We start from the raw sequence: 22,599 nt of genomic DNA, 5'->3' as shown, positions 1-22,599 counted from the left end.
TAAAAATATATATAAATAAGTATGGCTAAAATCTTAATAACAGAGTTTATTAACCAAGGCAGTTTGAACGATCTAAACAGTAGTTTTGAAATCAAATTTGATGAAAAGCTTTGGGAAAAAAAGGATGAGCTTAAAGAAATTATTAAAGATTATGATGGTTTAATTGTCAGAAATAAAACTCAAGTAAATAAAGATATTTTAACTAACGCTAATAAATTAAAATTTATAGGAAGACTGGGTGTTGGTTTAGATAATATTGATACTGAATTTTGTAAAACCAAAAATATTCATGTCCAACCTGCAACTGGCATGAATGCAGACTCTGTAGCTGAGTATGTGATTTCATCCTCGATGTCTTTGATAAAAAAAATTCCTATGTTTCATCATGGAACAATCAAAGGTGATTGGCCTAGAACAACTATTAAATCCTCTGAAATAAATGGAAAGTCTATTGGAATAGTGGGTTTTGGTACCATCGGCAGAAAGGTTGCGGACTATAGTTTGAAAAATGGTCTAAATGTTTTGGCTTACGACCCTTACATTAAAAAATTAGATGATAATGAAAAAAATTATAAATTATCTTCATTAGAAGATGTATTTAAAAATGCAGATATTATTTCTTTACACTTACCATTAACAGAAGAGACTAAAAATTTAATCAACAAGTCTTCATTCTCTAAAATGCAAAAACAGCCAATAATAATTAATACTTCTAGAGGTAGTGTTGTAAATGAGAATGATCTTATAGATGCTTATGATCAAAATCTAATTTCAGGATTTGCATTAGATGTGTTTGAAAATGAACCTATTAAAAAAAATTTATACGAAAGAATAACATCTGAAATGAATTGTATTTTAACTCCTCATATTTCAGGTGTGACAACAGAGTCAAATATAAGAGTTAGTAATTTTATAGTTAAAAAGGCGATAGATTTTTTTAAGTAATTATCTCGTTTAGCTTTACTACTCTTCCAAGTTTAATTGATGTCTCAGCAGCTTCTCCAACAGCAACTGCAATTAATCCATCTTTCAAAGATACCTCTGGCTTTAATTTATTTTTTACTGCATTTATAAAGGCTAAATGTTCATAATAAGTTGAACCATGATGATGTCCTGCTTCAAGTATTTTTGGATCTACACTAATACTTTCTTGTTTAATTTTTCCATCTCTCATACCAATTCTTACATCAGAAGTAGTTTTCCCAGACTCGTTTGAGGGGACTGAAGTTTCAATTTTACCAATATTTCCTGTTGCGGTTAACACTTCTTGCATTTCAGAATTTTCAGCAAACATACAAAGCTCAAGCATACTTCTTGAGCCGTTCTCAAAATTAACAATTACGTAAGCATTATCAATAATATCTGGTTTTTTCCCATCATATACCTCATCTAAATGATTTACATCTTGTCCCCCACTTGCATAAACACTTATGGGCTCACTCTTAACAATAAAACGCATCAAATCAAAAAAATGACAACACTTTTCAACTAAAGTTCCTCCGGTATTTTTTTCAAATCTATTCCAGTCATTTACTTTTTTTAGGAAAGGAAATCTGTGCTCTCTTATTGTTAATGTTTTTAGATCACCAATTGTTTTGTTGTGAATTTCTTTAATAAATTTTGAAACAGGAGGCATGTACCTATATTCCATAGCAGTCCAAAGTACTGATGGGTAATCTTTAGTAAGTTTTTCTATTTCTAAACAATCTTTTGTCTTAGTACACAAAGGTTTTTCAACCAATATGTGTTTCTTAGTTTGAATTACATCTTTTAAAATTTGAATATGAGTAAAATTAGGAGATGAGATTATATATACATCGACTAAATTTTCTTTAATCAAATCTTGATGATTTTTAAAGCAAACAACTTCTGATTTAAGTAATTCTTGGCACTGTTTCAAAGACTCTTCGTGAGGATCTGAAAGAGCAACCACTTCAGCTTCATCTATTAGAGATAAATTTAGAATATGTTCTCGAGCCATTGTGCCAGCTCCAATTATTCCATATTTAATTTTTTCCATATTTATTATCTATCAGTTTAATTAAATAAATTTAATCAATTGTTAATCCACTTGGTACTTTTTCTGGTTTACCGAGCGGTCTTTGATTTCCACTTTTTCCAGTTAGAGATTGTAAAAAAGATACTAATTGATCAATTTCTTTTTCACTTAAATCTATTGGCTTGATGTCTATACTTGAAATAATTCTATCCTGTTCTCTTTTGTCAGAAAAAGTTACAAAATCTATTTGCTCTAACCATGGAGCCTTTGGTAAATTTGCATATTGAGGTTTCCAATTTTTATTCATAGCTACTGGATTTAAATGATGTTTAATTATACCCTTAAGTGTTGGATAAGCACCATTATGACCATAAGGTGCTGTTAAAGAAACATTTCTTAGAGCGGGTGTTTTAAATTTATACATGTCATCCACATCATCTGTTTCAACCATTCTTCCAACATCACGTGCATAAGGATCAAATGGTCTGGTTCTGCCTGGTCCAAATTGTGGAATACCTATTGAGTGAAATTTTTGATCAGACAATAAAGACCCTGAATGACATGAGCTACAATTAGCTTTGCCATAGAATAAATTCATACCTGCAATCTGATTTTGTTTTAAAGCTGATTTATTTCCGTTTAAATATTCATCAAATGGAGAGTCAAAGGATGTCCATTCATGAATTTCAAAAGCTGCAATTGAGTTTACTATATGCGTAATATTTATGTCTAAAGCATTATCCACATCATCGAAAGCATGTTTAAACATTTCAACATATTCTGGAACTCCTCTTATTCTATGAGCAATTACTGGCCAAACTCTATCAATTCTCATACTGTCTTTACCAACTTTTGAAACAAGTCCTATAATTTCATTTTCACCTGGATTTCCAGCCATTTCAAATTGTCTTGTCATTGGAAATAAAGCTTGTACCGCTACTATATTATCAAGACCTTTAGGAAGCAGTTCTTGTGCTGGGGTATTAAAACCATTTCCAAATATATCAGATTTAGTCACTCTACCATCGTGAAGTAATGTGGTAATATCTTTAAATCCTAAATTCCATAATGCTAAAGCATTTCTTGGAATACGTTTTTTAATTTTATCATCTCCTGATCCAGCTGTTCTTTCTAATCCAATACCATGTCCACCTTCACCAATTCCTAATGAGAGTCCATCAGACCCTCCTAGATCATGGCTATGACAAGTTGCACAAGCAATATTACGATTGGCAGATAAAATTTTATCATGAAATAAAAGTCTTCCTATTTTAACCTTTTCCATATCAACTTTATGAAAATCATTACCTGTTAAAGGTTTTGGTAATTCAATTGAATATGTTTTGTTTGCTGAAATTAAAAATGGAATTATAAATATTAATATTTTTATATGTTGAGATACTTTTTCATAATTTTTTTTATTCCATCTATAGTTTTTGCAGAAATTGAAAATGCTAGAGATTTGATGGAAGCTGGAAAATTTCAAGAGGCTATGGAAGAACTGATGCCAGCTGCTAGATCTGGGAACGCTGATGCTGAAGAGCTTATTGGAATAATGTATGCAATGGGTCTTGGAGTTGAGCAAGACGATGTTAGAGCTTTTGAATGGTATCTTAGATCTTCGATGAAAGGTCATCCTGGTGCTCAATCGGGTGTTGGATGGTATTATGAAATCGGTAGAGGACTTCCTGCCCCTGATCTTGTTAGAGCTTACATGTGGTATGGTTTGTCTGCTATTGGAGGCGATCCTGATGCTGTGATTTCTCAAGAAGAAGTTATTAAAAAAATGACTCCTGAACAAATTGAAAAAGCGCATATACTTATTAAAGATTACAAAGCTTGGATTTATCCGTTTAGGTAATGAGGCGAATAATTAAATCCGCCCCATCTTTAAATAAAGATTATAAGTCTTTGTCGTATGCACTTGATGCTTTTTTCTCAGCATCAGCAACTGCACTTGTTAAAGCGTCAAAGATTTGTCCTCCACCTTTAACATTTGACTTAAACCAATCATAAACTGGACTAGCAGCTTTTTTGAAGCTAGCTTTTTGTGCTGGAGTTGGAACATATAAATCTCCACCGCCTGCTACAAAGTCTTCATATGCTTTGATTGATTTTCTTTTTGGAGATGCAAATGTTGCTTGTTGCAATGCATAAAATCCATCCGTAATAACTTTCTTAAGTTCTTTTGGCATAGATTGATATTTTGCATTGTTCATCCACCAAAGTGCTCCCATGTATGCATGGCCGTCTAAAGTAACATATTTTAGACCTGCATCTGGAAACTTCATGTTCATAATGTCAGTTATTCCATTTTTAGAACCTTCAACTACACCTGTTTGAAAAGATGTAAATAATTCTGGCCATGGAATAGGAGTTGGTGATGCACCTAAAGCTCTTACAAGCTCTTGAGGTAAGTCAGCTACAACAGTTCTGATTTTTAGACCTTTCATGTCTGATGGTTCTGCAACTCTTCTTTTAGTGTTAGCAAAATTTCTCCATCCACCAGTATTTCCGATAGTCATTAATCTTATTGTATCGCCTGAATCTTTAAGAGCCATTTGTCTCATAGTTCTTACAAAATCACCTTGCATAACATCTTCAGCAATTCTGTCGTCTGCCATTAGGTATGGTAAATCTAAAACTTGAACGTATGGGAATACACCTGCTGCTCCTCCAGAAGTAGAAATGTAAACGTCGATGCTTCCATCAGAAACACCTTGCAAACATTCTGCTCCTTTAGAACATAACTGTGTACCTACGAAAAGTTCTACAGATATTTTTCCATTTGATGCTGCTTCTACATAGTTTTTAAATACTACTGCGCCATCATAGTCTTCATCTTGATCATTAGAGTTCATTGTCATTCTTAAATTGTAATCAGCAGCTGAAACAGAAGCTGTAAAACTAATTAAGAATAGTAATGAAAAGAATGATTTAATTATTTTACTCATTTTTTTTCCCTCTCTTTAAATATATATTTAAGTATAGAAACTATACCTAAACTGAACCTCTGTGTCTATTATCTAAAAATTAAAATTATTTTGCAAAACCTGTAAGTAAAGGAATGGTCATTGAGATTGATGGGAAGTAAGTAATTAAAAATATTACAATTGCTTCTACTGCTAAAAATGGCAATATTGCTTTTGATATAGTTTCAACTCTTTCACCAGAAACTGAGGATGCAACAAATAAAACTAAACCCATTGGCGGTGTTGCTAAACCAACAGTTAAATTAACTGACATAATAATTGCAAAATGAACTGGATGTACACCTAATTCTACAAACACTGGTCCAAGTATTGGTCCTAAAATAATTATTGCAGGACCAGCATCTAAAAACATTCCAACAACAAAAAGTAAAATATTTATAAGAAATAATAAAATATAAGGATTATCAGTTAATCCTAAAACAAATTCAGCAAGATATTCTGGTGCATGAGATAAGCTAACAACTGTTTTAAAAGCCATTGCAGCACCAACCAAAAGCAAAACTACAGATGAAACCATCGCAGCTTTTGTCATAACCTTGGGTACGTCTTTCCACTCTAAAGATTTTAAAACAAACAAACCAATAAACATTGCATAAGCAGCTGCAACTGCAGATGCTTCAGTTGGGGTAAAAATCCCTCCAAGTATACCTCCTAGAATTATAACAGGAGTCATCAATGGGAAAAAAGCTTTCAAAGAAGCTTTTCCTCTTTGTTTCCATGTTGTCTTTTTTGTTACCGCAGGAAAATTATATCTTTTAGCCATAAACTTGATTGTAACCATCAAACTAACACCAACTAAAATTCCAGGAATAATACCTGCTAAGAATAAGGCAGCTACGCTCTCTCCCATAACGTATGCATAAATAATCATTATTCCTGAAGGTGGAATGATTGGACCAATTACTGAACTCGCTGCGGTAATTGCTGCTGAAAATTTTTTAGTATACCCTTGCTTCTCCATTGCAGGAATTAACATTGAACCAATTGCAGAAGTATCTGCAACTGCAGATCCAGATAGGCCAGCAAAAAGCATTGAAGTTAAGACGTTAACATGTGCCAAACCACCTTTTAAATGCCCCATCATCGCCTGGCTAAATTCTACTAATCTTTGAGTAATTCCTCCCCTATTCATTAGCTCACCAGCTAACATAAAAAAAGGAATTGCCATTAAAGGAAAGCTATCAATACCATTGTAAATATTTCTATAAAGCATTGCTCCATCTCTAGATTGATCATTCAGCCAAAGTAAAATTCCAGGAGCAGCCAACAATCCAAAAAATACTGGTAATCCAATTAACAAAAATAATAAAAATAAAGGGAGAAACCAAATTAACATTATTATGTCTCCAATTTTTGTTTATCTAAATCTTCAGGTAATTCTAATTTTGTAAAATTACTTAAAAAATTTCTTAAAATTAACTCTATGTTAACTGAAATCAAAAAAACAATTCCAACAGGTAATGACATATACATCCAGGCTAATTTTATTGGTTCTGCTTTGCCACCAATTAGATTAAATGGAATTTTGATTGAAGCTGAATTAAATATCCATCCAGCATTAATGTGTTTCAAACCTAATTCAAGTCCAATGATCAAAACAAATAAAGATATGATCAATAAAAATAAGGTTAAAAAAGTTGATATGATTTTAGGTAAAAATCTTTCCAGCATATCAATTGAAACAAAACCACCCCATCTATAAGCTGAAGGAGCAATTAACCCTGTCATCCATAGCATTAAAAATCTCGCAACTTCATCAGGCCAAGGTAATGCGTTGTTGAGAACATATCTAAAAAAAACTTGGATCATAATTACGACAACCATTAAAAAAATTGCGATCCATGCAAATTGTCTTCCAATTCTTAGAAAAAAAGTATTTATCTTTTCAAGAAAGTTAAAAATGTAAAATAGAGTTTTTATAGTTAAATTCACAACTAAATTTATTTTAATAAGAAAATAATTACAACTTTTTAAAAAACTATTTTACATTGTTGGATATTTTTCGTATTAGAAAAGCCTTCAACAGAAAAGCTTGAATAAAATTATGAGTAATAAAAAGAAAATTCTAGTTATCCAAAAACTTCATGATAAAGGCATGGAATTAATTAATAACCATCCAGATTTTGATGTAGAGGTAACTGACGATGTTTCAGTAGAAAACTTAAAGGCTAAAATAAAAGATTGTGATGGTGCTTCAGTTAGAATAGCAAAACTACCAGGTGAGGTAATTAACGAAGCCAAAAATCTTAAAATAATATCTAGACATGGAGTTGGCTACGATAATATTGATTTAAAAACAGCTAAAGAAAGAGATATCAAAATTGCTATTACAGCTAATGCAAATGCAGTTACAGTTGCAGAGCATGTTATGTTTGTCTTGCTAAATATTGCAAAAAGAAGAGAGCTTTATCATACAACGGTTAAAGAAGGTAATTTTAAGGATAGAAATAAATTACCAAAGACTATTGAAGTATGGAAAAAAAATTTCCTAATTATGGGATTTGGTAGAATCGGTAAAGCACTTATTAAAAGATGTTTAGGATTTGAAATGAATGTTTTTGTCTACGATCCATTTGTAGATAAAGATACAATAGAGAAGCTTGGTGGAAAAAAAATTGATAATCTCGAAGAGGCAGTAAAAACAATGGATGTAATATCTTTACATATGCCTTTAACCGAAAAAACAGAAAATCTTATTAATTATGATTTACTTAAAACGATGAAGAAAAACTGTATCATTATTAATGCTGCAAGAGGTGGAATTATTCATGAGGAAGATCTTGATAAGGCTTTAAATGAAGATTTAATATTTGGAGCAGGAATTGATGTATTTAAACAAGAACCACCAGAAAATGATAATCCTCTTTTAAAGAATGAAAAAGTTTATTTAAGTCCACATACAGCAGCATTTACTGATGAATGTATGACAAGAATGGGAGTAGAAACAATTCAAAATATAATTGATTATTTCGATGATACATTGGAAAAATCAAAAATTGTAAGACTATAGTAAAAGATTTAATCTAAAAATTTAGATTTATTATTTATTGAAAATTAACTTTTATAAATCTCAATACCACTAAGATTTAAAGTTTCAGTTAAATACTTGTAACCTATTTTTGCATATTCAAATGGATTTGCTTTTGCAGGATCTTGTTCTGCCTCTACTACTAACCATCCAGAATAATTTTTTTCTTTCAGCACATCAAATAAAGGCTTGTAATCAATACATCCATCGCCTGGAACTGTAAATGCACCTTCTAAAAATGCCCCTCTAAAACTTAAGTCTTCTTTTAAAGATTTTTCTAAAACATTTTTTCTAATGTCTTTACAATGCATATGAATTAATCTTTCACTAAAGTTGTTTAATATTTTTAATGAGTCTCCCTGAGCAAACAACATATGACCAGTATCTAATGTAAGTTTTACACTATCATGAGTGTTCTCAAGTAATCTTACTGTATCTTCTTCTGTCTCTATTACGGTTCCCATATGATGGTGATAAGCAAGCGGCATACCTTCGTCTTCAAGATATTTTCCCATTTCAGAAATTTTTTCATAATATTTTTTAGACTCTTCAAGATCCATTTGAGGTCTAGTAGATAGTTTTCGATTTGGATCTCCTTGAATTGAGCCAGACACTTCAGCAAAAACCATACATGGTGAATTACAATCTTTAAAAAGTTTTAGTTGATCTTGAATGAGATTTTTTTCTTCATCAACACTATTTGTTCTTAAATTAGCTCCATACCAACCTGAGCAAAGATTTAATTTAAATTCGTTAAGCTTAGGTATTAATTCTTCTGATTTTTTTGGAAATTTACCACCAGACTCAATTCCAATAAACCCTGCTTGACTAGCTTCAGATAAACATTGTTCTAAAGAAGTATCACCACCCAATTCTGGCATATCATCGTTACTCCAAGCAATTGGTGCTATTCCTAATTTTACTGACATATTAATTATTTAAAAAGTTAAATTTATTTTTAAATTATGATGTTTTGTGCATCAAGAAAATTATAATTTAATTTGATGTTTAATTCATCATTTAAAAATGTTTCTTGATTTTATTTTTTAATTCTGTTCTATATTCTTATGCTTAACTTTTCTTTAATGGGAGCAGGACGAATTGGAAAAATGCATGCTAAATTTATTGCAGCACATCCGAATGCAAAATTAAAATATATATATGATGTTAATTCAGAATTTGCTAAAGAAGTATCAAAATCAACAGGATGTTCAATTGCATCTTCACCTGAGGAAGCAATAAATTCAGATGATGTAGATGCAGTTCTTATCGCTTCAGCTACACCAACACACACTCAATTTATCACAATGGCTGCAAAAGCAGGAAAAGCAATTTTCTGTGAAAAGCCAATTGATTTAGATATCAATAAAGTAAATGAATGCATGGAAAATATAAAGGGAACAAACGTTCCTATTCAAATCGGCTTTAATAGAAGATTTGATGCAAGTCATGCAAAAGCTCAACAAGCAAGAGTAAAAAAAGAAATTGGTGAATTAGAAATGGTTGTTATTACAAGTAGAGATCCTGAGCCCCCAGGGATTGACTATCTAAAAGCTGCAGGAGGATTTTTTAGAGATACAACTATACATGATTTCGATTTAACTAGATTTATTTTAGGGGATGATCCTGTAGTTCAGATATCTGCATTTGGAGGTGCTTTGTTTGATAAAAATTCACAGAAAGAAAAAGATCTAGATACAGCAATGTTTATTCTAAAATCAAAAAAAGGAGTTTTAATCCATATTAATAACTCTCGAAGAGCAGTTTATGGATATGACCAAAGAGTAGAAGTGTTTGGAAGTAAAGGTATGGTAATTTCAAACAATCAAACCCCAACTTCTTTAGAAAGATACACAAGTACATCTACAAATGAAAAAGAACCCATACATTTCTTTTTTATTGAAAGATATGAGCAAGCTTACAGAGATCAATTTAATGAGTTTGTAAAATGTGTTGAAGATAAAACAAAACCATTAGTAGGATTTGAAGATGGTAGAAACGCTTTAATAATAGCTAATGCAGCATATGAATCATTTGAAAGTGGCAAAGTTGTAGATGTAAAATTCTAAAATGAGCATTCTTTCTTTAAATAATATAGAAAAAAATTTTGGAGCCATACAGGCTTTAACAGGGGTTAGTTTTGATATTAAAGAAGCTGAAACTGTAGGATTAATGGGTGATAATGGAGCAGGTAAATCTACACTACTAAAAATAATAGCTGGTAATTTTAAACCTTCAAATGGTGAAATAAAGTTTGAAAATAATACTGTGTCATTTGAAAAACCAATAGATGCAAGAAAATCTGGTATTGAGGTAGTTTATCAAGACTTAGCTCTTTGTAATCATTTAACTGCAGCATCTAATGTTTTTCTAGGTAGAGAGATACAAAAAGGTATTTGGCCATTTAAGTATTTGGATTATCCTGCAATGTTTAAAAAATCCTCTGAATTATTTGAGGAACTTAAATCCGAAACTCGACCAAAAGATTTAGTTATGCAAATGTCTGGTGGACAAAGACAGGCTGTGGCTATTGCAAGGACAAGACTTACAAATCCTAAATTAGTTTTAATGGATGAACCAACAGCAGCAATTAGTGTTAGGCAAGTTGCTGAAGTATTAGATCTTATAAAAAGATTAAAAGATCAAGGAATAGCAGTGATGTTAATTAGTCACAGAATGCCAGATATATTTGAAGTATGCGACAAGCTAGTAGTATTAAGACGAGGTGAAAAAGTTTGCGAAAAAAATATAAAAGATTCTTCTACAGAAGAAGCTACAGGCTTAATTACAGGAGCAATAGATAGGGTATGAGTTCAGTAAAATTTAATCAGGAAATAATCTCTAAGACTGAAAAAAATTTATTACAAAAACTTGTTTCTGAACAATCTTTTTGGGTAACAATAGCTTTATTTGGGATTTGTTTTATTATGTTTTTTGTAGAAGATGCTTTTTCTAGCAAAGATAATCTTTTTAATATTACACGAAACTTTTCTTTCATCGGAATAATGGCAATTGGAATGACATTTGTGATTATTACTGCTGGGATAGATTTGTCTGTAGGGTCAATAATGGGTGTTACAGGAGTTATATGTGGTTTATTTTTGGATGCTCAATTTTTACCTGAATGGTATTCCAAAGCCTCATATTTTGAAGGAGTTTATGTTTGGGTATCAATAATTTTAGCTTTACTTGCTGGTACATTAATTGGTGCAGTAAATGGATATCTAATTGCTTATGTTAAACTTTCTCCTTTTGTAGTCACTTTAGGAATGATGGCTGCTGCAAGAAGTTTAGCTTTAGTAGTCTCAAACAATAAAATGTTTTATGAATTTGGACCTAAAGATGAAATGTTTTATGAAATTGGAGGAGGTTCAATGCTAGGTCTTGCTAACGCAACTTGGTTATTAATATTTCTTACGATAGTTATGGGTTTAGTATTGAAATATACCTCATATGGCAAACATGTTTTTGCAGTTGGTAGTAATAAAAAAGCTGCTGAATTATCTGGAATTAATACGAGATGGATTGAAATGTCAGTCTACATGATCAGTGGACTATTTGCGGCAATTTCTGCTGTTATGATAGTTGGATGGATGGGCTCTGTAACTAATGCTTTAGGTTATACTTATGAATTAAGAGTTATTGCAGCAACAGTTATTGGTGGTGCTAACTTAATGGGTGGTGTTGGTGGTACTTTTGGAGCATTTATTGGTGCTGCATTAATGGAAACAATTAGAAACAGTCTTCTAATGGCTGGAATTGACCCTTATTGGCAAGGAACATTTTTAGGAATATTTATCGTAGGTGCAGTTTGGTTAGAAAAAGTTAAGAATAAAAAGAATTAGTTAATAAACTTTTTTATCCATACAATTATATCTATTGAAAATTAATATATCTGAAAAAAAAGAATTTTGATTATCTGGATTTTTCTCAAAATCTAAAATTTTATCAAATGCAACTTTGATTTCTAATTCAACATCGTGGCCTATAACAAAATCCATTTTATCATTTTCTAAAAGATTTTTAGAATTTTTATTTAGTTCATGACCTACAAATATAATATGATCTTTTACATTCATTTCACTAATTGCTTTAGCGACACCTAAATTTCCTCCAGCAATATTATAAATTCCTAAAGGTGGTCCATTTTCTTTAATATATTTTTTTACATATTTATAACTTTGTTCCGATGTATCTAAATTGAAAACACTTTCTTTGATTTTAAGATTTGGAAATTCTGATCTTAATACTTTTCTAAAACCCAGTTCTCTTTCCTGTTGACACCTATATGGCATACTCATGACCATCAAAATTGAACCTGATCTTTTACCAACATTTTTTCCAATTATACTTGCAGCAGTCGATCCAGCATTAGATTGATTGTTACCAATATAAGCTACTCTGTTCGAATTTGGAAAATCAGTTGTTAATGTAATCACAGGTTTTCCTTCACTCGCAATTTTACTTAGCTCGTTATTTATATTTTGGTCCTCTTGTGAAACTATAATCACTGCATCAAAATTTGAAGTTTCTCTTAAAATTTTAACAAATTGACTGGGTTTAAATTCTTTTGCAGGAATAAAATGTTTTATTAAATTAAACTTATAAATTTCATTATTAATATTATCTAAGCTCTCCTCAAGAGTCTTATTGTATGAAGGTCCTGATTGACAACAAATTAAAATATTTTTAGTTTGATTTGTATTATTTCCGTTTTGAAGGTTATTTAAAATTTTTATAATTTTATCTTTAGTTTTTTTACTCACCCCTTTTCTGTTATTTAAAACTCTATCTACAGTGGCTGTACCATATCCTGATTCCTCAGAAATTTTCTTAATAGAGACATTTTTCCAATGATTTTTCATATAAACATCGTAACATTTATTGATGTAAAATCAATCATTTGATGTATCACTTTTTAGTTGAATAACATCATTTTACTTGAAACGTAAAAACATTCTAAATAGTATCTGTTTATTAAATTAACTAACTAAGAGAGAGAGAAATATGAGAAAAACAATAATTGCAATGTTGGCATTTATTTTTGTATCAATTTCTGGAATTTCATATGCAGCTGATAAAGTTTTTGCATTAGTTCCAAAAGCTATGAACAACCCGTTTTTTGATTTAGCGAGAGATGGTTGTAAAGTTGCTGAGAAAGAAATTGGCGGGATAGAGTGTTTATACATTGGACCTGGAGAGCATACTGAACAAGAACAAGTGCAAATTGTTCAAGATTTAATTGCTAAAGGTGTTGATGGAATTGCTGTTGCATCTTCTAATGCAGCTGCAATGGCAAAAGCTGTTAAAGGAACAGATATTCCAATCATTACTTGGGACTCAGATCTTTTAACTAAAGATGCTGGTTTAAGAGCAGCTTATGTCGGAACAAAAAACTATGACATTGGTGTATACCTTGCTCAAATTGTTATGATGTTAAAACCTAACGGTGGTGAAATTTGTATACAATCTGGTGGTGCTGCAGCTGCAAACCACAATGAAAGAATGTCAGGTATAAGAGATACTATTGCTGGAAGAGCAGACTCAGGAACTTATCCTAGTGCGGCTCTTAAGGGTGAAAATGGATGGACTGAAGCTAGCGGATGTCCTCTGTACACGAACGATGATTTCCCTCTTTCTGTTCAACAAATGGAAGATATCTTTGCAAAACATCCAAACCTAACAGCATTTGTACCAACAGGCGGTTTCCCTCAATTCGTATCTAAAGCTTTCAGAAGAGTAGCTGAAAAGCATGCAGATAGAATTAGTTCTATGAAAACTGCTGTTGTAATTGCAGACACTCTTCCAATGCAAATGGAAGATTTAGATGCTGGAAGAACTCATGGTCAAGTAGGTCAACAGCCATATATGATGGGCTATAAAGCTATGTATGTTCTTAAAGACATAGTAGATGGTAAAGCATTAAAATTTGACAACCCATCACTAAAAGCAATCTATACAGGTCTTGATGTTTGTATGAAACCAAACATTGGATCTTGTATTGCAGGATAAAATCATTATTCTTCTTAAAAGTTTCTAAGCCCAATTTTATATTGGGCTTAGTTATCTGTATAACTTAAAATTTTATGACTAATAAATATATATCTGATCTAGCTAACCAGTTTAAAAATAAAATAATAATTGTAACAGGAAGTACTCAAGGTAGTGGAGCTGAGACAGCAAAATTGCTTGCAAGTAGAGGTGCTAAAGGAATAACTATCTGTGGAAGAAATAAAGAGAAAGGAAACAAGATAAAATCTGAAATAGAAAGTATAGGTGCGGAATGCTTATACGTTCAAGCAGATTTAGAAAAACTTGAAGATTGTAAAAAAATAGTTTCTGAGACTGATAAAAAATTTAATACTGTAGATAGTTTTATTAATGTTGCTGCTTTTACAGAAAGAGGAACAATTTTAAGCACTACAGAGGAAAATTATGACAAAAATTTTAATGTAAATGTAAAAGCTCCACTTTTTATGATGCAAGATGTTATAAAAATAATGATTAGAGATAAAAAAAAAGGAACTATTGCTCATATTTTATCAATGGCTGGATATAGTGGTATGCCTTTCTTAACTGCTTACAGCTCTTCTAAAGCAGCATTAGCAGTAATGATTAAAAATGTTGCAAATTCAGTATCTGGGCACCAAATAAGAGTTAATGGGGTAAATTTAGGTTGGACAGATACACCAGCAGAAACAATAATTCAAAAAAAATTTCATAATGCAGATGATGACTGGTTAAAAAAAGCTGAAGCCAAAGTTCCATTTAAAAGATTAAACAAACCTTTGGATGTTGCTAAGATCTTAGCTTTCTTGTGCTCAGATGAGTCGGGGATTATGACTGGAAGTATTGTTGATTTTGATCAAACGGTTGCGGGTTGGCATTCTTATTCAGCATATGACACTAAGATTTTAGATGAAAGCATTTTGGGAGAGTGAACCTAATTTATAATAACTTATGAAAGTTATTGATTCACATCAACATTTTTGGGATCCTTCAAGGGATGATTATCATTGGATGCCAAAAGACAATCCAATATTAAATCGAAAATATGAAGTTAAAGATTTAACTAAAGTTTCTGAGTCTATAGATTTACACAAAACTGTTTTAGTTCAAGCTGCAGCAACTAATGCTGAAACTGAATATATGTTAAATATTGCTGAAGGTTCTGATTTAGTTTGTGGAGTTATTGGTTGGGTAAATTTTGAAGACCAAAATCAATTAGAACAATTAAAAATTTTCTCAAAACATCCTAAATTTCTTGGTGTAAGACCAATGATACAAGATATTCCAGATGAAAATTGGGTTTTAAATAAAAATTTTGATACTTTTTTTAAAAATATAATTAATTTAGAATTAAGCTTTGATGCACTAGGATTTCCAGTGCACCTGGAAAATTTTTACAAAATTGCTACAAAATATCCTTCTCTAAGATTTATTATAGATCATTTAATGAAACCAAAAATCTGTAACAATAAACAAGAAGAATTTATTCATTGGCAAAAAGGTATGGACAAATTATCTAAGCTAGAAAATGTATATTGTAAATTTTCTGGTATGGTCACAGAAGCCTGCGAAAATTGGACTGAGCAAGATCTAAAGCCATATGTAGATGAAATATTAAATCTATTTACTGATAAAAAAATTTTGTGGGGGTCAGATTGGCCTGTTTGCAACTTAAGAACAAACTATTTAGGATGGTATAATGCAGCAACAAATTTACTTAAAGAATTAAGTATAGCTGAAAAACAAAACATCTTTTATAATAATGCAGTAAAGTTTTATAAACTAAAAATATAATTTATGAAAAAAAATAAAATCAAAGATACTGGTGTTGAAGTCACTGAATTGAGTTTTGGAACTTCTTCTTTAGGAAGTATGCCTGATACTTACGGTTATGAAGTACCTGAACAAAGAGCTCAAGAAACACTAAAAAGATTTTTTCAAGGTCCAGTAAATTTGCTTGATACTTCAAGAAATTATGCAATGGGAGAAAGTGAAAAAAGAATTGGTATAGCAATAAAAGAAAATGGTGGATGGCCAGAAAACTTTGTCTTATCAACTAAAATTGATAGAAATATGGACACATTAGTTCTTGATAAAAAAAGAACAAGAGAGTCTGTTGAAGAAAGTTTAAAAGCTTTAAACGTTGATTCTGTAGACGTTTTATTTCTTCATGACCCAGAATACGTAAAAGATATAAATGACGTAACTAAAAAAGATGGGGCATTGGATGAATTGTTTAAAATTAAAGAAGAAGGTTTGGCAAAAGCAGTTGGTTTAGCTATGGGAAGAATAGATATTATGTTCCCTATCTTAAGAAAGTGGGACTTTGATGTCATAATAAATCATAACAGATACACTTTGTTAAATAGAGAAGCAGATGAAATGTACAGTTATGCTCATAGCAAAAATATATCTATTTTCAACGCTGCCCCTTACGCAGGTGGTGTTTTGGCAAAAGGTCCAAGTAATTTTAAAAAAATAACTTATCAAGACGCTACTGAAGAAAAACTTGCACCAGCAAGAGAAATAGAAAAAGTTTGTAAAAAATATAATGTTGAAATGGGTGCAGCAGCTTTACAGTTTTCTATGAAAGATAAAAGAATTACATCTACTATTTGTGGAGTTACTAGTGTTAACAGTATTGAAAAAACTCTAGCTTGGGCTGAAACAGATATACCGGAAGAATTTTGGAATGAAGTTTTGAAACTACCTTACTCAACAAAAGATCCAGAGTCTGAGAGAATATTTACACCAGGTTAAATTTTAAAAAGTTAAAATATCAGTAAACTTTATACTTAATTAGAATTAAATTCATAAAGAGTAGGAAACATTTTACCACTTAAATCATCACCGTTTTTGTATCCATTAGCCTCCATAATTGATCTCTCTTCTCTAGCCCAATCACCTCTATAAATTATTTTTGAATTTTCTTTCGCCATTCTAAGTGTAAATCTATTTATATCTGATTTTGGAGTAGTTTCGTGTAAAGCTCCATGCAAAGTCCTAATATCAAAATATACACAATCTCCTACTTCTAAATCCCATTCTAAAAATTCATAATTTTCTTTATTAGAAATTATATCTGGGGTTAATTCATACTTAACACCATTCACAACTCCTTCTGCTCCATCAACTTTATGACCGTCTTTAAAACGAGTTCTTATAAATAATTTATTCCACAAATGAGATCCTTTTATCCAGGCTATAGAGTCTTCTTTTCTTACTGGCTCAAGAGGTATCCACAAAACACACATTGAACCTTCAAAATCAAAGTAAGAAATATCATGATGAAATGGTGGTTTAGATTTAGAGCCAGCTTCTCTAAAAAACCAATTATCCATTACTAAATTAATCTGTTTGGCATCTAGTAATTCAGAGGCAATTTTAGCTGTAGGTGAATTAAAAACAAAATTTTCAAATTCTTTATGTAAGTTCCATGTCCAAAAATCCTCTAAATAACAAGGCAAATTTGGATCTGTGGTATGATTAGTAAACCTGGGGCTTGGATTGTTTTTTGCTTTATTTATTCCAGATCTTAAAAGCTCAATCCATTTTATATCAAATTTATTTCTTAAAAATACCGCTCCATCTCTTTTAAATAGTTTGATCTCATTATCATTTAAAATTTGACTCATAGATTATTTAAGAAATAATACTCAATATAACATATGAATATTCTCAAAGATAGTTTTGGACGGAGGTTTCCATACATAAGATTGTCAATATCTGATGTGTGTAATTTTAAATGTGGCTACTGTTTACCCAATGGTTATAAAATTGATAAAAGTGATAACAGAACCTTTATCACTAAAGAAGAAATTGGAAGACTTGCAAAAGCTTTATCAGAATTAGGTGTATCTAAGATAAGATTAACTGGAGGAGAACCTACAGTTAGAAAAGATTTTTTGGATATAATTAAAATAATTAAAAAAAATTCAGGTATTAAAAAAACTGTAATCACTACTAATGGATATCACTTAGATAGAATTGCAGATGATTTAAATGAAAGTGGTCTTGATGGTATAAATATAAGTATTGATAGTCTTGACCCAAAAACTTTTAGAAAAATTACAGGACATGATAGATTAAATGAGATTTTAGAAGGAATAAAAAAATTACAAAAATTAAATTTTAAAAATATCAAAGTTAATGCAGTTCTTCTTAAAGGAGTTAATGATAAAGAAGAAGATTTTAAAAGTTGGGCTAATTTTATTAAAAATAATCAAATTGATTTTAGATATATAGAATTAATGCAAACTGGAGATAATTTAGATTATTTTAATCAGTATCATGTGTCTGCAAATAAATTTACAGATTATTTAAATAATAATAATTGGGTAATTCAAACATTTGGTAAAGATGCTGGTCCTTCTAAGAATTATATAAATCCTGAATACAAAGGAAAATTTGGTGTTATTGCACCCTACTCAAAAGATTTTTGCAAGAGTTGTAACAGACTAAGAATAACTGCCAAAGGTGATTTAAGATTGTGTTTATTTGGAAATACTGGAATAAATATTAGACACTTGATGCAAAGAGATGACCAAACTGAAGAACTGAAAGATTTAATTTTGAAACAATTAAATTATAAAAAAGAATCTCACTATCTTGAAATAGGAGAAACAGGATTAACAAAAAATCTATCAACAACAGGTGGATAAAATGAAAAATTTAAAGATTGTAACTAATGACGATTTAAAAAACTGGGCAAAGGAAATTTTTGAAAAAAATTCATTTAAAATGATTGATGTTTCTGAAAAAAAAGAAACATTCCGTAGAGCTTTGGCATCAGGAAAAATTTATGTTGGCAAAGAAGTGTTTGAACTTATTAAAAGTAAAAAGATGCCTAAGGGTGATCCAATTACTTTAGCAGAAGTTTCGGCAGTATTAGGTGTTAAAAAAACAAGTGAATTAATACCTTTGTGTCATCCTCTTCCAATAGATCATACGGCTACTAAAATCATAATGAATAAAGAAGATAGTTCACTAGAAGTATACTGTGTGGTGTCCACCTATGCCAAAACAGGTGTAGAGATGGAAGCAATAATGGGTGTAAATGCAGCTCTGATTACAATTTACGATTTAAGCAAAATTGTAAATCCTCATTTAAAAATAGATAATGTAAAATTATTAATTAAAGAAGGAGGAAAAACTGGATTATGGAAAAATCCAGATGGACTTCCGAACTTTTTAAAAGATTTTTTCTAAACTTTATGAAAGTTAAAATTGAGTTGTTTGGAGCTGCAAGAGATTTTAATGACCAAAATTTATTAGAACTAGATCTAGGTCAAAAGGCAACAATCAAGGATATAAGAAATAAAATAATTCAATATGTAGATCAGAAATTTAATGGAAATGAAAATTATATAAAAATCATTAACTCTTCAGCTTTTTGTTCAGAAAAAAATAATATTGTTAGCGACAATTATAAAATCACAAACAATGAAAAAATTGGTATTATTCCCCCAATTGGAGGAGGTTAATGCTTCATACTGACATTGTAGATAGTAAAGTTAAAAAATTATCATTAATTGATGCTGAAAAATTTATAGCATCCAATGATTTTGGAGCATCGCTAATTTTTAGTGGCACAGTTCGTAATCAAAATAATAATAAAAGTGTTTTAGGTATTACATATGATAGCCATGATGCTTTGGTAATAAAAAGTTTTGAAGAAATTTATAGTGAGGCAGAAGAAAAACTAAACATAAAGAATAAGAGTGTTTTTATTGAACATGCCAAAGGTTACTTAAACTTAGGAGAAATTAGTATTATTATAGCAGTTGCGTGCAAGCATAGAGATGAGGCTTATGTACTATCAAGATATATAATTGAAGAAATTAAAAAAAGGTCTCCTATATGGAAAAAAGAACATTACACAAATAATCAAAGTGATTGGTTAAAAGGAAATCCTATTATTCATGAAAAAAATTAAGTATTCAGAAATAACACCAGAGAAAATTTATAAAAATAGAAGATCTTTTGTTAAATCTCTTGGGTATGGAGCAAGTTCTTTAGCTTTAGCCACAATTCCTTTTGCAAGTCAATCTCAAGCAGATGATAGAAATGAACTTACAAGTTTTAAAGATATAACAACTTATAATAATTATTATGAGTTCGGTACTTCAAAGAGTGATCCTTATGTTAATTCACAAAATTTTAAAACATCACCATGGACAATAAGTATAGAGGGTGAAGTTGAAAAACCTATCAAAATTTCTATGGAAGAAATAACCGAAACATTTACCTCTGAAGAAAGAATATACAGATTAAGATGTGTAGAAGGATGGTCAATGGTAATTCCATGGATGGGTTTTTCGTTAAGTAAATTATTGTCAAAAGTAAACCCAACTAGCAAAGCAAAGCATATTGAATTTGAAAGTGTTTATGATCCTGAACAAATGAAAGGTCAAAGATATCCGGTTTTGAACTGGCCTTACAAAGAAGGATTAAGAATAGATGAAGCAATGCACCCTTTAACTACAGTTGTAACAGGTTTGTATGGTAAAAAACTTCCAAATCAAAATGGAGCGCCTCTGAGAATATTTATCCCTTGGAAGTATGGTTTCAAAAGTGCAAAAGCAATTGTTAAGATTAAATTTGTAGAAAAAATGCCGACTTCTTCATGGATGTGGGCATCTCCACGAGAATATGGATTTTACTCTAATGTTAATCCTAATGTAGATCATCCTAGATGGTCTCAAGCAACAGAAAGAATAATTGGTAAAGATATTTGGGTGCCAAGAGTAAAAACACTTATGTTCAATGGTTATGGAGATGAAGTCGCAAATTTATACACAGGGATGGATCTAAAAAAATATTTTTAATGAGAAAATATTTTAAACCAGGTGTATTTATTTTAAGCACAATTCCGTTTTTATTAATTTTTTATAAAATATACTTCAATAAACTTGGGCCAGAACCTGTAAAAGAAATTACTCATTTTACTGGAGAGTGGACTTTGATATTTATCTGTCTAACATTAAGTATGACACCACTTAAAAGGCTAACTAATTTAAATATTTGGATAAGTTTTAGAAGAATGTTGGGATTGTTTGTATTTTTTTATGCATCTCTTCACCTGCTTACTTACATAGGTATAGATTATAGATTTAATTTACAGCCAATACTTGATGATGTTCTGAAAAAAAAATATATCTTTATTGGATTTGCGGCATGGGTATTACTGCTTCCATTGGCAATTACATCTTCTCAAATGATGATGAAGTTATTAAAAAATAATTGGAAAAAATTACACAGATTAATTTATGTAATAGCGATATTTGGAGCTCTTCATTATATATGGTTATCTAAAACAATTTTTTTTAGACCACTAGTATATTTGGCAATAATACTTGTTTTACTTGCTTTAAGAATTAAAATTAAAAATAGGAACGTAAATTATGGATGACAATCTAAAAAAAGAAATTCAATCAGCTACACTTGAAAGATTAATAAAACATCTAGATGAGAGAAAAGACGTTCAAAATATTGATTTAATGAATTTAGCAGGATTTTGCAGAAATTGTTTGTCTAGATGGTACAGAGAAGAAGCTGAAAAAAAAGGAGTAGAAATATCAGATCCTGATGCAAGGCAACATATTTATGGAATGCCCTACTCTGAATGGAAAGAAAAATACCAAAAATAACTTTCTATTCAATTCAAGTTAATGTTTGCTTATTTAAGTCTATTTATTATTTCGTTTTTAGCGGCAACTATACTTCCTTTTTCATCAGAGGCTATATTGGCAACTTATCTATTATCAGAAACTTATAATAAATTTTTGTTAATATTTTTTGCAAGTTTTGGAAATATTTTAGGATCTATCTTCAATTGGTTTCTAGGAATTTATTTACTTAAATTTCAAAATAAAAAATGGTTTCCATTTAGTAGAACACAAATTGATAGGTCGTCTAAGTGGTTTAAAAAGTATGGTAAATGGTCTTTGTTATTTGCCTGGGTACCAATTATTGGTGATCCACTTACTTTTGTCGCTGGAACGATGAGAATTAAATTTTTAATTTTTTTATTGCTTGTAAGTTTTGGAAAAATAATGAGATATTTTTTTATTTCTCTTTTAGTCTAGGAAACAATTCAACAAAATTACAAGGTTTATGATTAATATCTAATTGATGTTTAAGGATACCGTCCCAAGCATCTGTTACTCCTCCTGAGGATCCTGGTAAGGCAAATATGTATTTACCATTTGATAGAACTGCACAAGCTCTAGATTGAATTGAAGACGTACCAACTGTTTTTAAACTAATAGTCCTAAAAACTTCGCCAAATCCTGGAATATGTTTATCTGCTATTTCATCAACAGCTTCGGGTGTAATATCTCTTCCAGTTAAACCTGTGCCACCAGTTGTAATGATAACATCAATATCTTTATGATTAGTCCAGTCTTTTAGAATTTTAACTATATCTTCTTTATTATCTTTACAAATTTTTCTGTCAATTAATTGATGATTTGCCTCTTTAATTTTTTCAACCAAGATCGCACCAGATTTATCGTTATCAATTGTTCTTGTATCTGTTACAGTTAGTAAAGCTATATTTACAATCATAA

At 30.5% G+C, this 22,599-nt stretch carries 27 protein-coding genes; 18 read left to right on the top strand and 9 right to left on the bottom strand.

Annotated features, from left to right (window positions below; all coding sequences use genetic code 11):
- The first annotated feature begins 21 nt into the window (after positions 1 to 21).
- Positions 22 to 945 carry an NAD(P)-dependent oxidoreductase gene (locus ACTTBE_RS00335; protein ID WP_440676703.1) on the top strand — a complete coding sequence of 308 codons (924 nt, stop codon included), beginning with the start codon at positions 22 to 24 and terminating at the stop codon, positions 943 to 945.
- Here ACTTBE_RS00335 and ACTTBE_RS00330 read toward each other — a convergent pair.
- Both ACTTBE_RS00330 and ACTTBE_RS00325 read right to left on the bottom strand, forming a co-directional pair.
- Complete coding sequence (locus ACTTBE_RS00330) at positions 938 to 2,020, bottom strand: Gfo/Idh/MocA family protein (RefSeq protein ID WP_440676702.1); 1,083 nt, start codon at positions 2,018 to 2,020, stop codon at positions 938 to 940. The two genes, ACTTBE_RS00335 and ACTTBE_RS00330, sit on opposite strands and share 8 nt — an antisense overlap.
- A gap of 31 nt (positions 2,021 to 2,051) precedes the next feature.
- Positions 2,052 to 3,284, bottom strand: coding sequence for a cytochrome-c peroxidase (locus tag ACTTBE_RS00325; RefSeq protein ID WP_440676701.1), 1,233 nt, complete (start codon positions 3,282 to 3,284; stop codon positions 2,052 to 2,054).
- Positions 3,285 to 3,389: 105 nt separating this feature from the next.
- On the opposite strand from ACTTBE_RS00325, the gene ACTTBE_RS00320 reads away from it, so the two are divergent.
- Positions 3,390 to 3,860 (top strand): tetratricopeptide repeat protein, encoded by a 471-nt coding sequence (locus ACTTBE_RS00320; RefSeq protein WP_440676700.1) that lies wholly within the window; start codon positions 3,390 to 3,392, stop codon positions 3,858 to 3,860.
- Between the two features lie 40 nt (positions 3,861 to 3,900).
- On the opposite strand, the gene ACTTBE_RS00315 is transcribed toward ACTTBE_RS00320, so the two are convergent.
- The 3 genes from ACTTBE_RS00315 to ACTTBE_RS00305 form a co-directional block, all read right to left on the bottom strand.
- Positions 3,901 to 4,953, bottom strand: a complete 1,053-nt coding sequence (locus tag ACTTBE_RS00315; RefSeq protein ID WP_262589484.1) for a TRAP transporter substrate-binding protein — start codon at positions 4,951 to 4,953, stop codon at positions 3,901 to 3,903.
- 85 nt (positions 4,954 to 5,038) lie between these two features.
- Positions 5,039 to 6,328 (bottom strand): TRAP transporter large permease, encoded by a 1,290-nt coding sequence (locus tag ACTTBE_RS00310; RefSeq protein WP_440676699.1) that lies wholly within the window; start codon positions 6,326 to 6,328, stop codon positions 5,039 to 5,041.
- A gap of 2 nt (positions 6,329 to 6,330) precedes the next feature.
- Complete coding sequence (locus ACTTBE_RS00305; RefSeq protein ID WP_440676698.1) at positions 6,331 to 6,924, bottom strand: TRAP transporter small permease; 594 nt, start codon at positions 6,922 to 6,924, stop codon at positions 6,331 to 6,333.
- Between the two features lie 112 nt (positions 6,925 to 7,036).
- Here ACTTBE_RS00305 and ACTTBE_RS00300 point away from each other — a divergent pair, with 112 nt between their 5' ends.
- Positions 7,037 to 8,002 carry a hydroxyacid dehydrogenase gene (locus ACTTBE_RS00300; RefSeq protein WP_440676697.1) on the top strand — a complete coding sequence of 322 codons (966 nt, stop codon included), beginning with the start codon at positions 7,037 to 7,039 and terminating at the stop codon, positions 8,000 to 8,002.
- A 44-nt stretch (positions 8,003 to 8,046) separates the two neighbouring features.
- Here ACTTBE_RS00300 and iolE read toward each other — a convergent pair whose 3' ends face one another.
- Positions 8,047 to 8,949: a myo-inosose-2 dehydratase gene (gene iolE, locus ACTTBE_RS00295; protein ID WP_440676696.1), complete on the bottom strand. Its 903-nt coding sequence runs from the start codon at positions 8,947 to 8,949 to the stop codon at positions 8,047 to 8,049.
- 138 nt (positions 8,950 to 9,087) lie between these two features.
- On the opposite strand from iolE, the gene iolG reads away from it, so the two are divergent.
- From iolG to ACTTBE_RS00280, 3 genes are read left to right on the top strand one after another with little or no spacing between them, the layout of a single operon-like run.
- A complete protein-coding gene (gene iolG, locus ACTTBE_RS00290; RefSeq protein WP_440676695.1) occupies positions 9,088 to 10,089 on the top strand; it encodes an inositol 2-dehydrogenase in 1,002 nt (333 codons plus the stop codon).
- A gap of 1 nt (position 10,090) precedes the next feature.
- Positions 10,091 to 10,831, top strand: a complete 741-nt coding sequence (locus tag ACTTBE_RS00285; protein WP_440614594.1) for an ATP-binding cassette domain-containing protein — start codon at positions 10,091 to 10,093, stop codon at positions 10,829 to 10,831.
- Positions 10,828 to 11,865, top strand: a complete 1,038-nt coding sequence (locus ACTTBE_RS00280) for an ABC transporter permease (RefSeq protein ID WP_262589493.1) — start codon at positions 10,828 to 10,830, stop codon at positions 11,863 to 11,865. The genes ACTTBE_RS00285 and ACTTBE_RS00280 overlap by 4 nt, the downstream gene beginning before the upstream one ends.
- Here the strand turns inward: ACTTBE_RS00280 and ACTTBE_RS00275 are convergent, their stop codons facing one another.
- Positions 11,866 to 12,885 carry a LacI family DNA-binding transcriptional regulator gene (locus tag ACTTBE_RS00275; RefSeq protein ID WP_440656427.1) on the bottom strand — a complete coding sequence of 340 codons (1,020 nt, stop codon included), beginning with the start codon at positions 12,883 to 12,885 and terminating at the stop codon, positions 11,866 to 11,868.
- Between the two features lie 142 nt (positions 12,886 to 13,027).
- Here ACTTBE_RS00275 and ACTTBE_RS00270 point away from each other — a divergent pair, with 142 nt between their 5' ends.
- The 4 genes from ACTTBE_RS00270 to ACTTBE_RS00255 all read left to right on the top strand — a co-directional run bounded on the left by ACTTBE_RS00270 (position 13,028) and on the right by ACTTBE_RS00255 (position 16,789).
- Complete coding sequence (locus tag ACTTBE_RS00270) at positions 13,028 to 14,032, top strand: substrate-binding domain-containing protein (RefSeq protein WP_440656426.1); 1,005 nt, start codon at positions 13,028 to 13,030, stop codon at positions 14,030 to 14,032.
- Positions 14,033 to 14,106: 74 nt separating this feature from the next.
- Positions 14,107 to 14,961: an SDR family oxidoreductase gene (locus ACTTBE_RS00265; RefSeq protein ID WP_440676694.1), complete on the top strand. Its 855-nt coding sequence runs from the start codon at positions 14,107 to 14,109 to the stop codon at positions 14,959 to 14,961.
- A 19-nt stretch (positions 14,962 to 14,980) separates the two neighbouring features.
- The gene (locus ACTTBE_RS00260) at positions 14,981 to 15,823 is read left to right on the top strand and encodes an amidohydrolase family protein (protein WP_440676693.1); all 843 of its coding nucleotides are present in this window, start codon (positions 14,981 to 14,983) and stop codon (positions 15,821 to 15,823) included.
- Positions 15,824 to 15,826: 3 nt separating this feature from the next.
- A complete protein-coding gene (locus ACTTBE_RS00255; RefSeq protein ID WP_440676692.1) occupies positions 15,827 to 16,789 on the top strand; it encodes an aldo/keto reductase in 963 nt (320 codons plus the stop codon).
- Positions 16,790 to 16,824: 35 nt separating this feature from the next.
- On the opposite strand, the gene ACTTBE_RS00250 is transcribed toward ACTTBE_RS00255, so the two are convergent.
- Positions 16,825 to 17,664, bottom strand: coding sequence for a phytanoyl-CoA dioxygenase family protein (locus tag ACTTBE_RS00250; RefSeq protein ID WP_440676691.1), 840 nt, complete (start codon positions 17,662 to 17,664; stop codon positions 16,825 to 16,827).
- 33 nt (positions 17,665 to 17,697) lie between these two features.
- Between ACTTBE_RS00250 and moaA the strand changes: the two genes are divergently transcribed.
- Genes moaA through ACTTBE_RS00210 form a run of 8 tightly spaced genes read left to right on the top strand, consistent with a single transcriptional unit; the run spans position 17,698 to position 22,116 of the window.
- Positions 17,698 to 18,690 carry a GTP 3',8-cyclase MoaA gene (gene moaA, locus ACTTBE_RS00245; RefSeq protein ID WP_440654507.1) on the top strand — a complete coding sequence of 331 codons (993 nt, stop codon included), beginning with the start codon at positions 17,698 to 17,700 and terminating at the stop codon, positions 18,688 to 18,690.
- A gap of 1 nt (position 18,691) precedes the next feature.
- Positions 18,692 to 19,237, top strand: a complete 546-nt coding sequence (moaC, locus tag ACTTBE_RS00240) for a cyclic pyranopterin monophosphate synthase MoaC (protein WP_440676690.1) — start codon at positions 18,692 to 18,694, stop codon at positions 19,235 to 19,237.
- A gap of 5 nt (positions 19,238 to 19,242) precedes the next feature.
- A complete protein-coding gene (locus ACTTBE_RS00235; RefSeq protein WP_440676689.1) occupies positions 19,243 to 19,512 on the top strand; it encodes a molybdopterin biosynthesis protein MoeD in 270 nt (89 codons plus the stop codon).
- The gene (locus ACTTBE_RS00230) at positions 19,512 to 19,964 is read left to right on the top strand and encodes a molybdopterin synthase catalytic subunit (RefSeq protein ID WP_440618633.1); all 453 of its coding nucleotides are present in this window, start codon (positions 19,512 to 19,514) and stop codon (positions 19,962 to 19,964) included. The genes ACTTBE_RS00235 and ACTTBE_RS00230 overlap by 1 nt, the downstream gene beginning before the upstream one ends.
- Positions 19,951 to 20,856: a protein-methionine-sulfoxide reductase catalytic subunit MsrP gene (gene msrP / locus ACTTBE_RS00225; RefSeq protein WP_440676688.1), complete on the top strand. Its 906-nt coding sequence runs from the start codon at positions 19,951 to 19,953 to the stop codon at positions 20,854 to 20,856. The genes ACTTBE_RS00230 and msrP overlap by 14 nt, the downstream gene beginning before the upstream one ends.
- Positions 20,856 to 21,440, top strand: a complete 585-nt coding sequence (locus tag ACTTBE_RS00220) for a sulfite oxidase heme-binding subunit YedZ (protein ID WP_440633962.1) — start codon at positions 20,856 to 20,858, stop codon at positions 21,438 to 21,440. The genes msrP and ACTTBE_RS00220 overlap by 1 nt, the downstream gene beginning before the upstream one ends.
- Positions 21,433 to 21,678: a DUF1244 domain-containing protein gene (locus tag ACTTBE_RS00215; protein WP_440635033.1), complete on the top strand. Its 246-nt coding sequence runs from the start codon at positions 21,433 to 21,435 to the stop codon at positions 21,676 to 21,678. The genes ACTTBE_RS00220 and ACTTBE_RS00215 overlap by 8 nt, the downstream gene beginning before the upstream one ends.
- Before the next feature lie 21 nt (positions 21,679 to 21,699).
- Positions 21,700 to 22,116, top strand: a complete 417-nt coding sequence (locus ACTTBE_RS00210; protein WP_440614608.1) for a YqaA family protein — start codon at positions 21,700 to 21,702, stop codon at positions 22,114 to 22,116.
- Here the strand turns inward: ACTTBE_RS00210 and ACTTBE_RS00205 are convergent.
- Positions 22,097 to 22,597, bottom strand: coding sequence for a molybdenum cofactor synthesis domain-containing protein (locus ACTTBE_RS00205; protein ID WP_440614609.1), 501 nt, complete (start codon positions 22,595 to 22,597; stop codon positions 22,097 to 22,099). The two genes, ACTTBE_RS00210 and ACTTBE_RS00205, sit on opposite strands and share 20 nt — an antisense overlap.
- Positions 22,598 to 22,599: the final 2 nt, after the last annotated feature.

The sequence above is a fragment of the Candidatus Pelagibacter sp. HIMB1587 genome (genome assembly GCF_052047775.1).
GTDB lineage: Bacteria > Pseudomonadota > Alphaproteobacteria > Pelagibacterales > Pelagibacteraceae > Pelagibacter.
The sequence above is the reverse complement of the archived record's forward strand: the minus strand, read 5'-3'. Positions and strand labels throughout refer to the sequence as shown.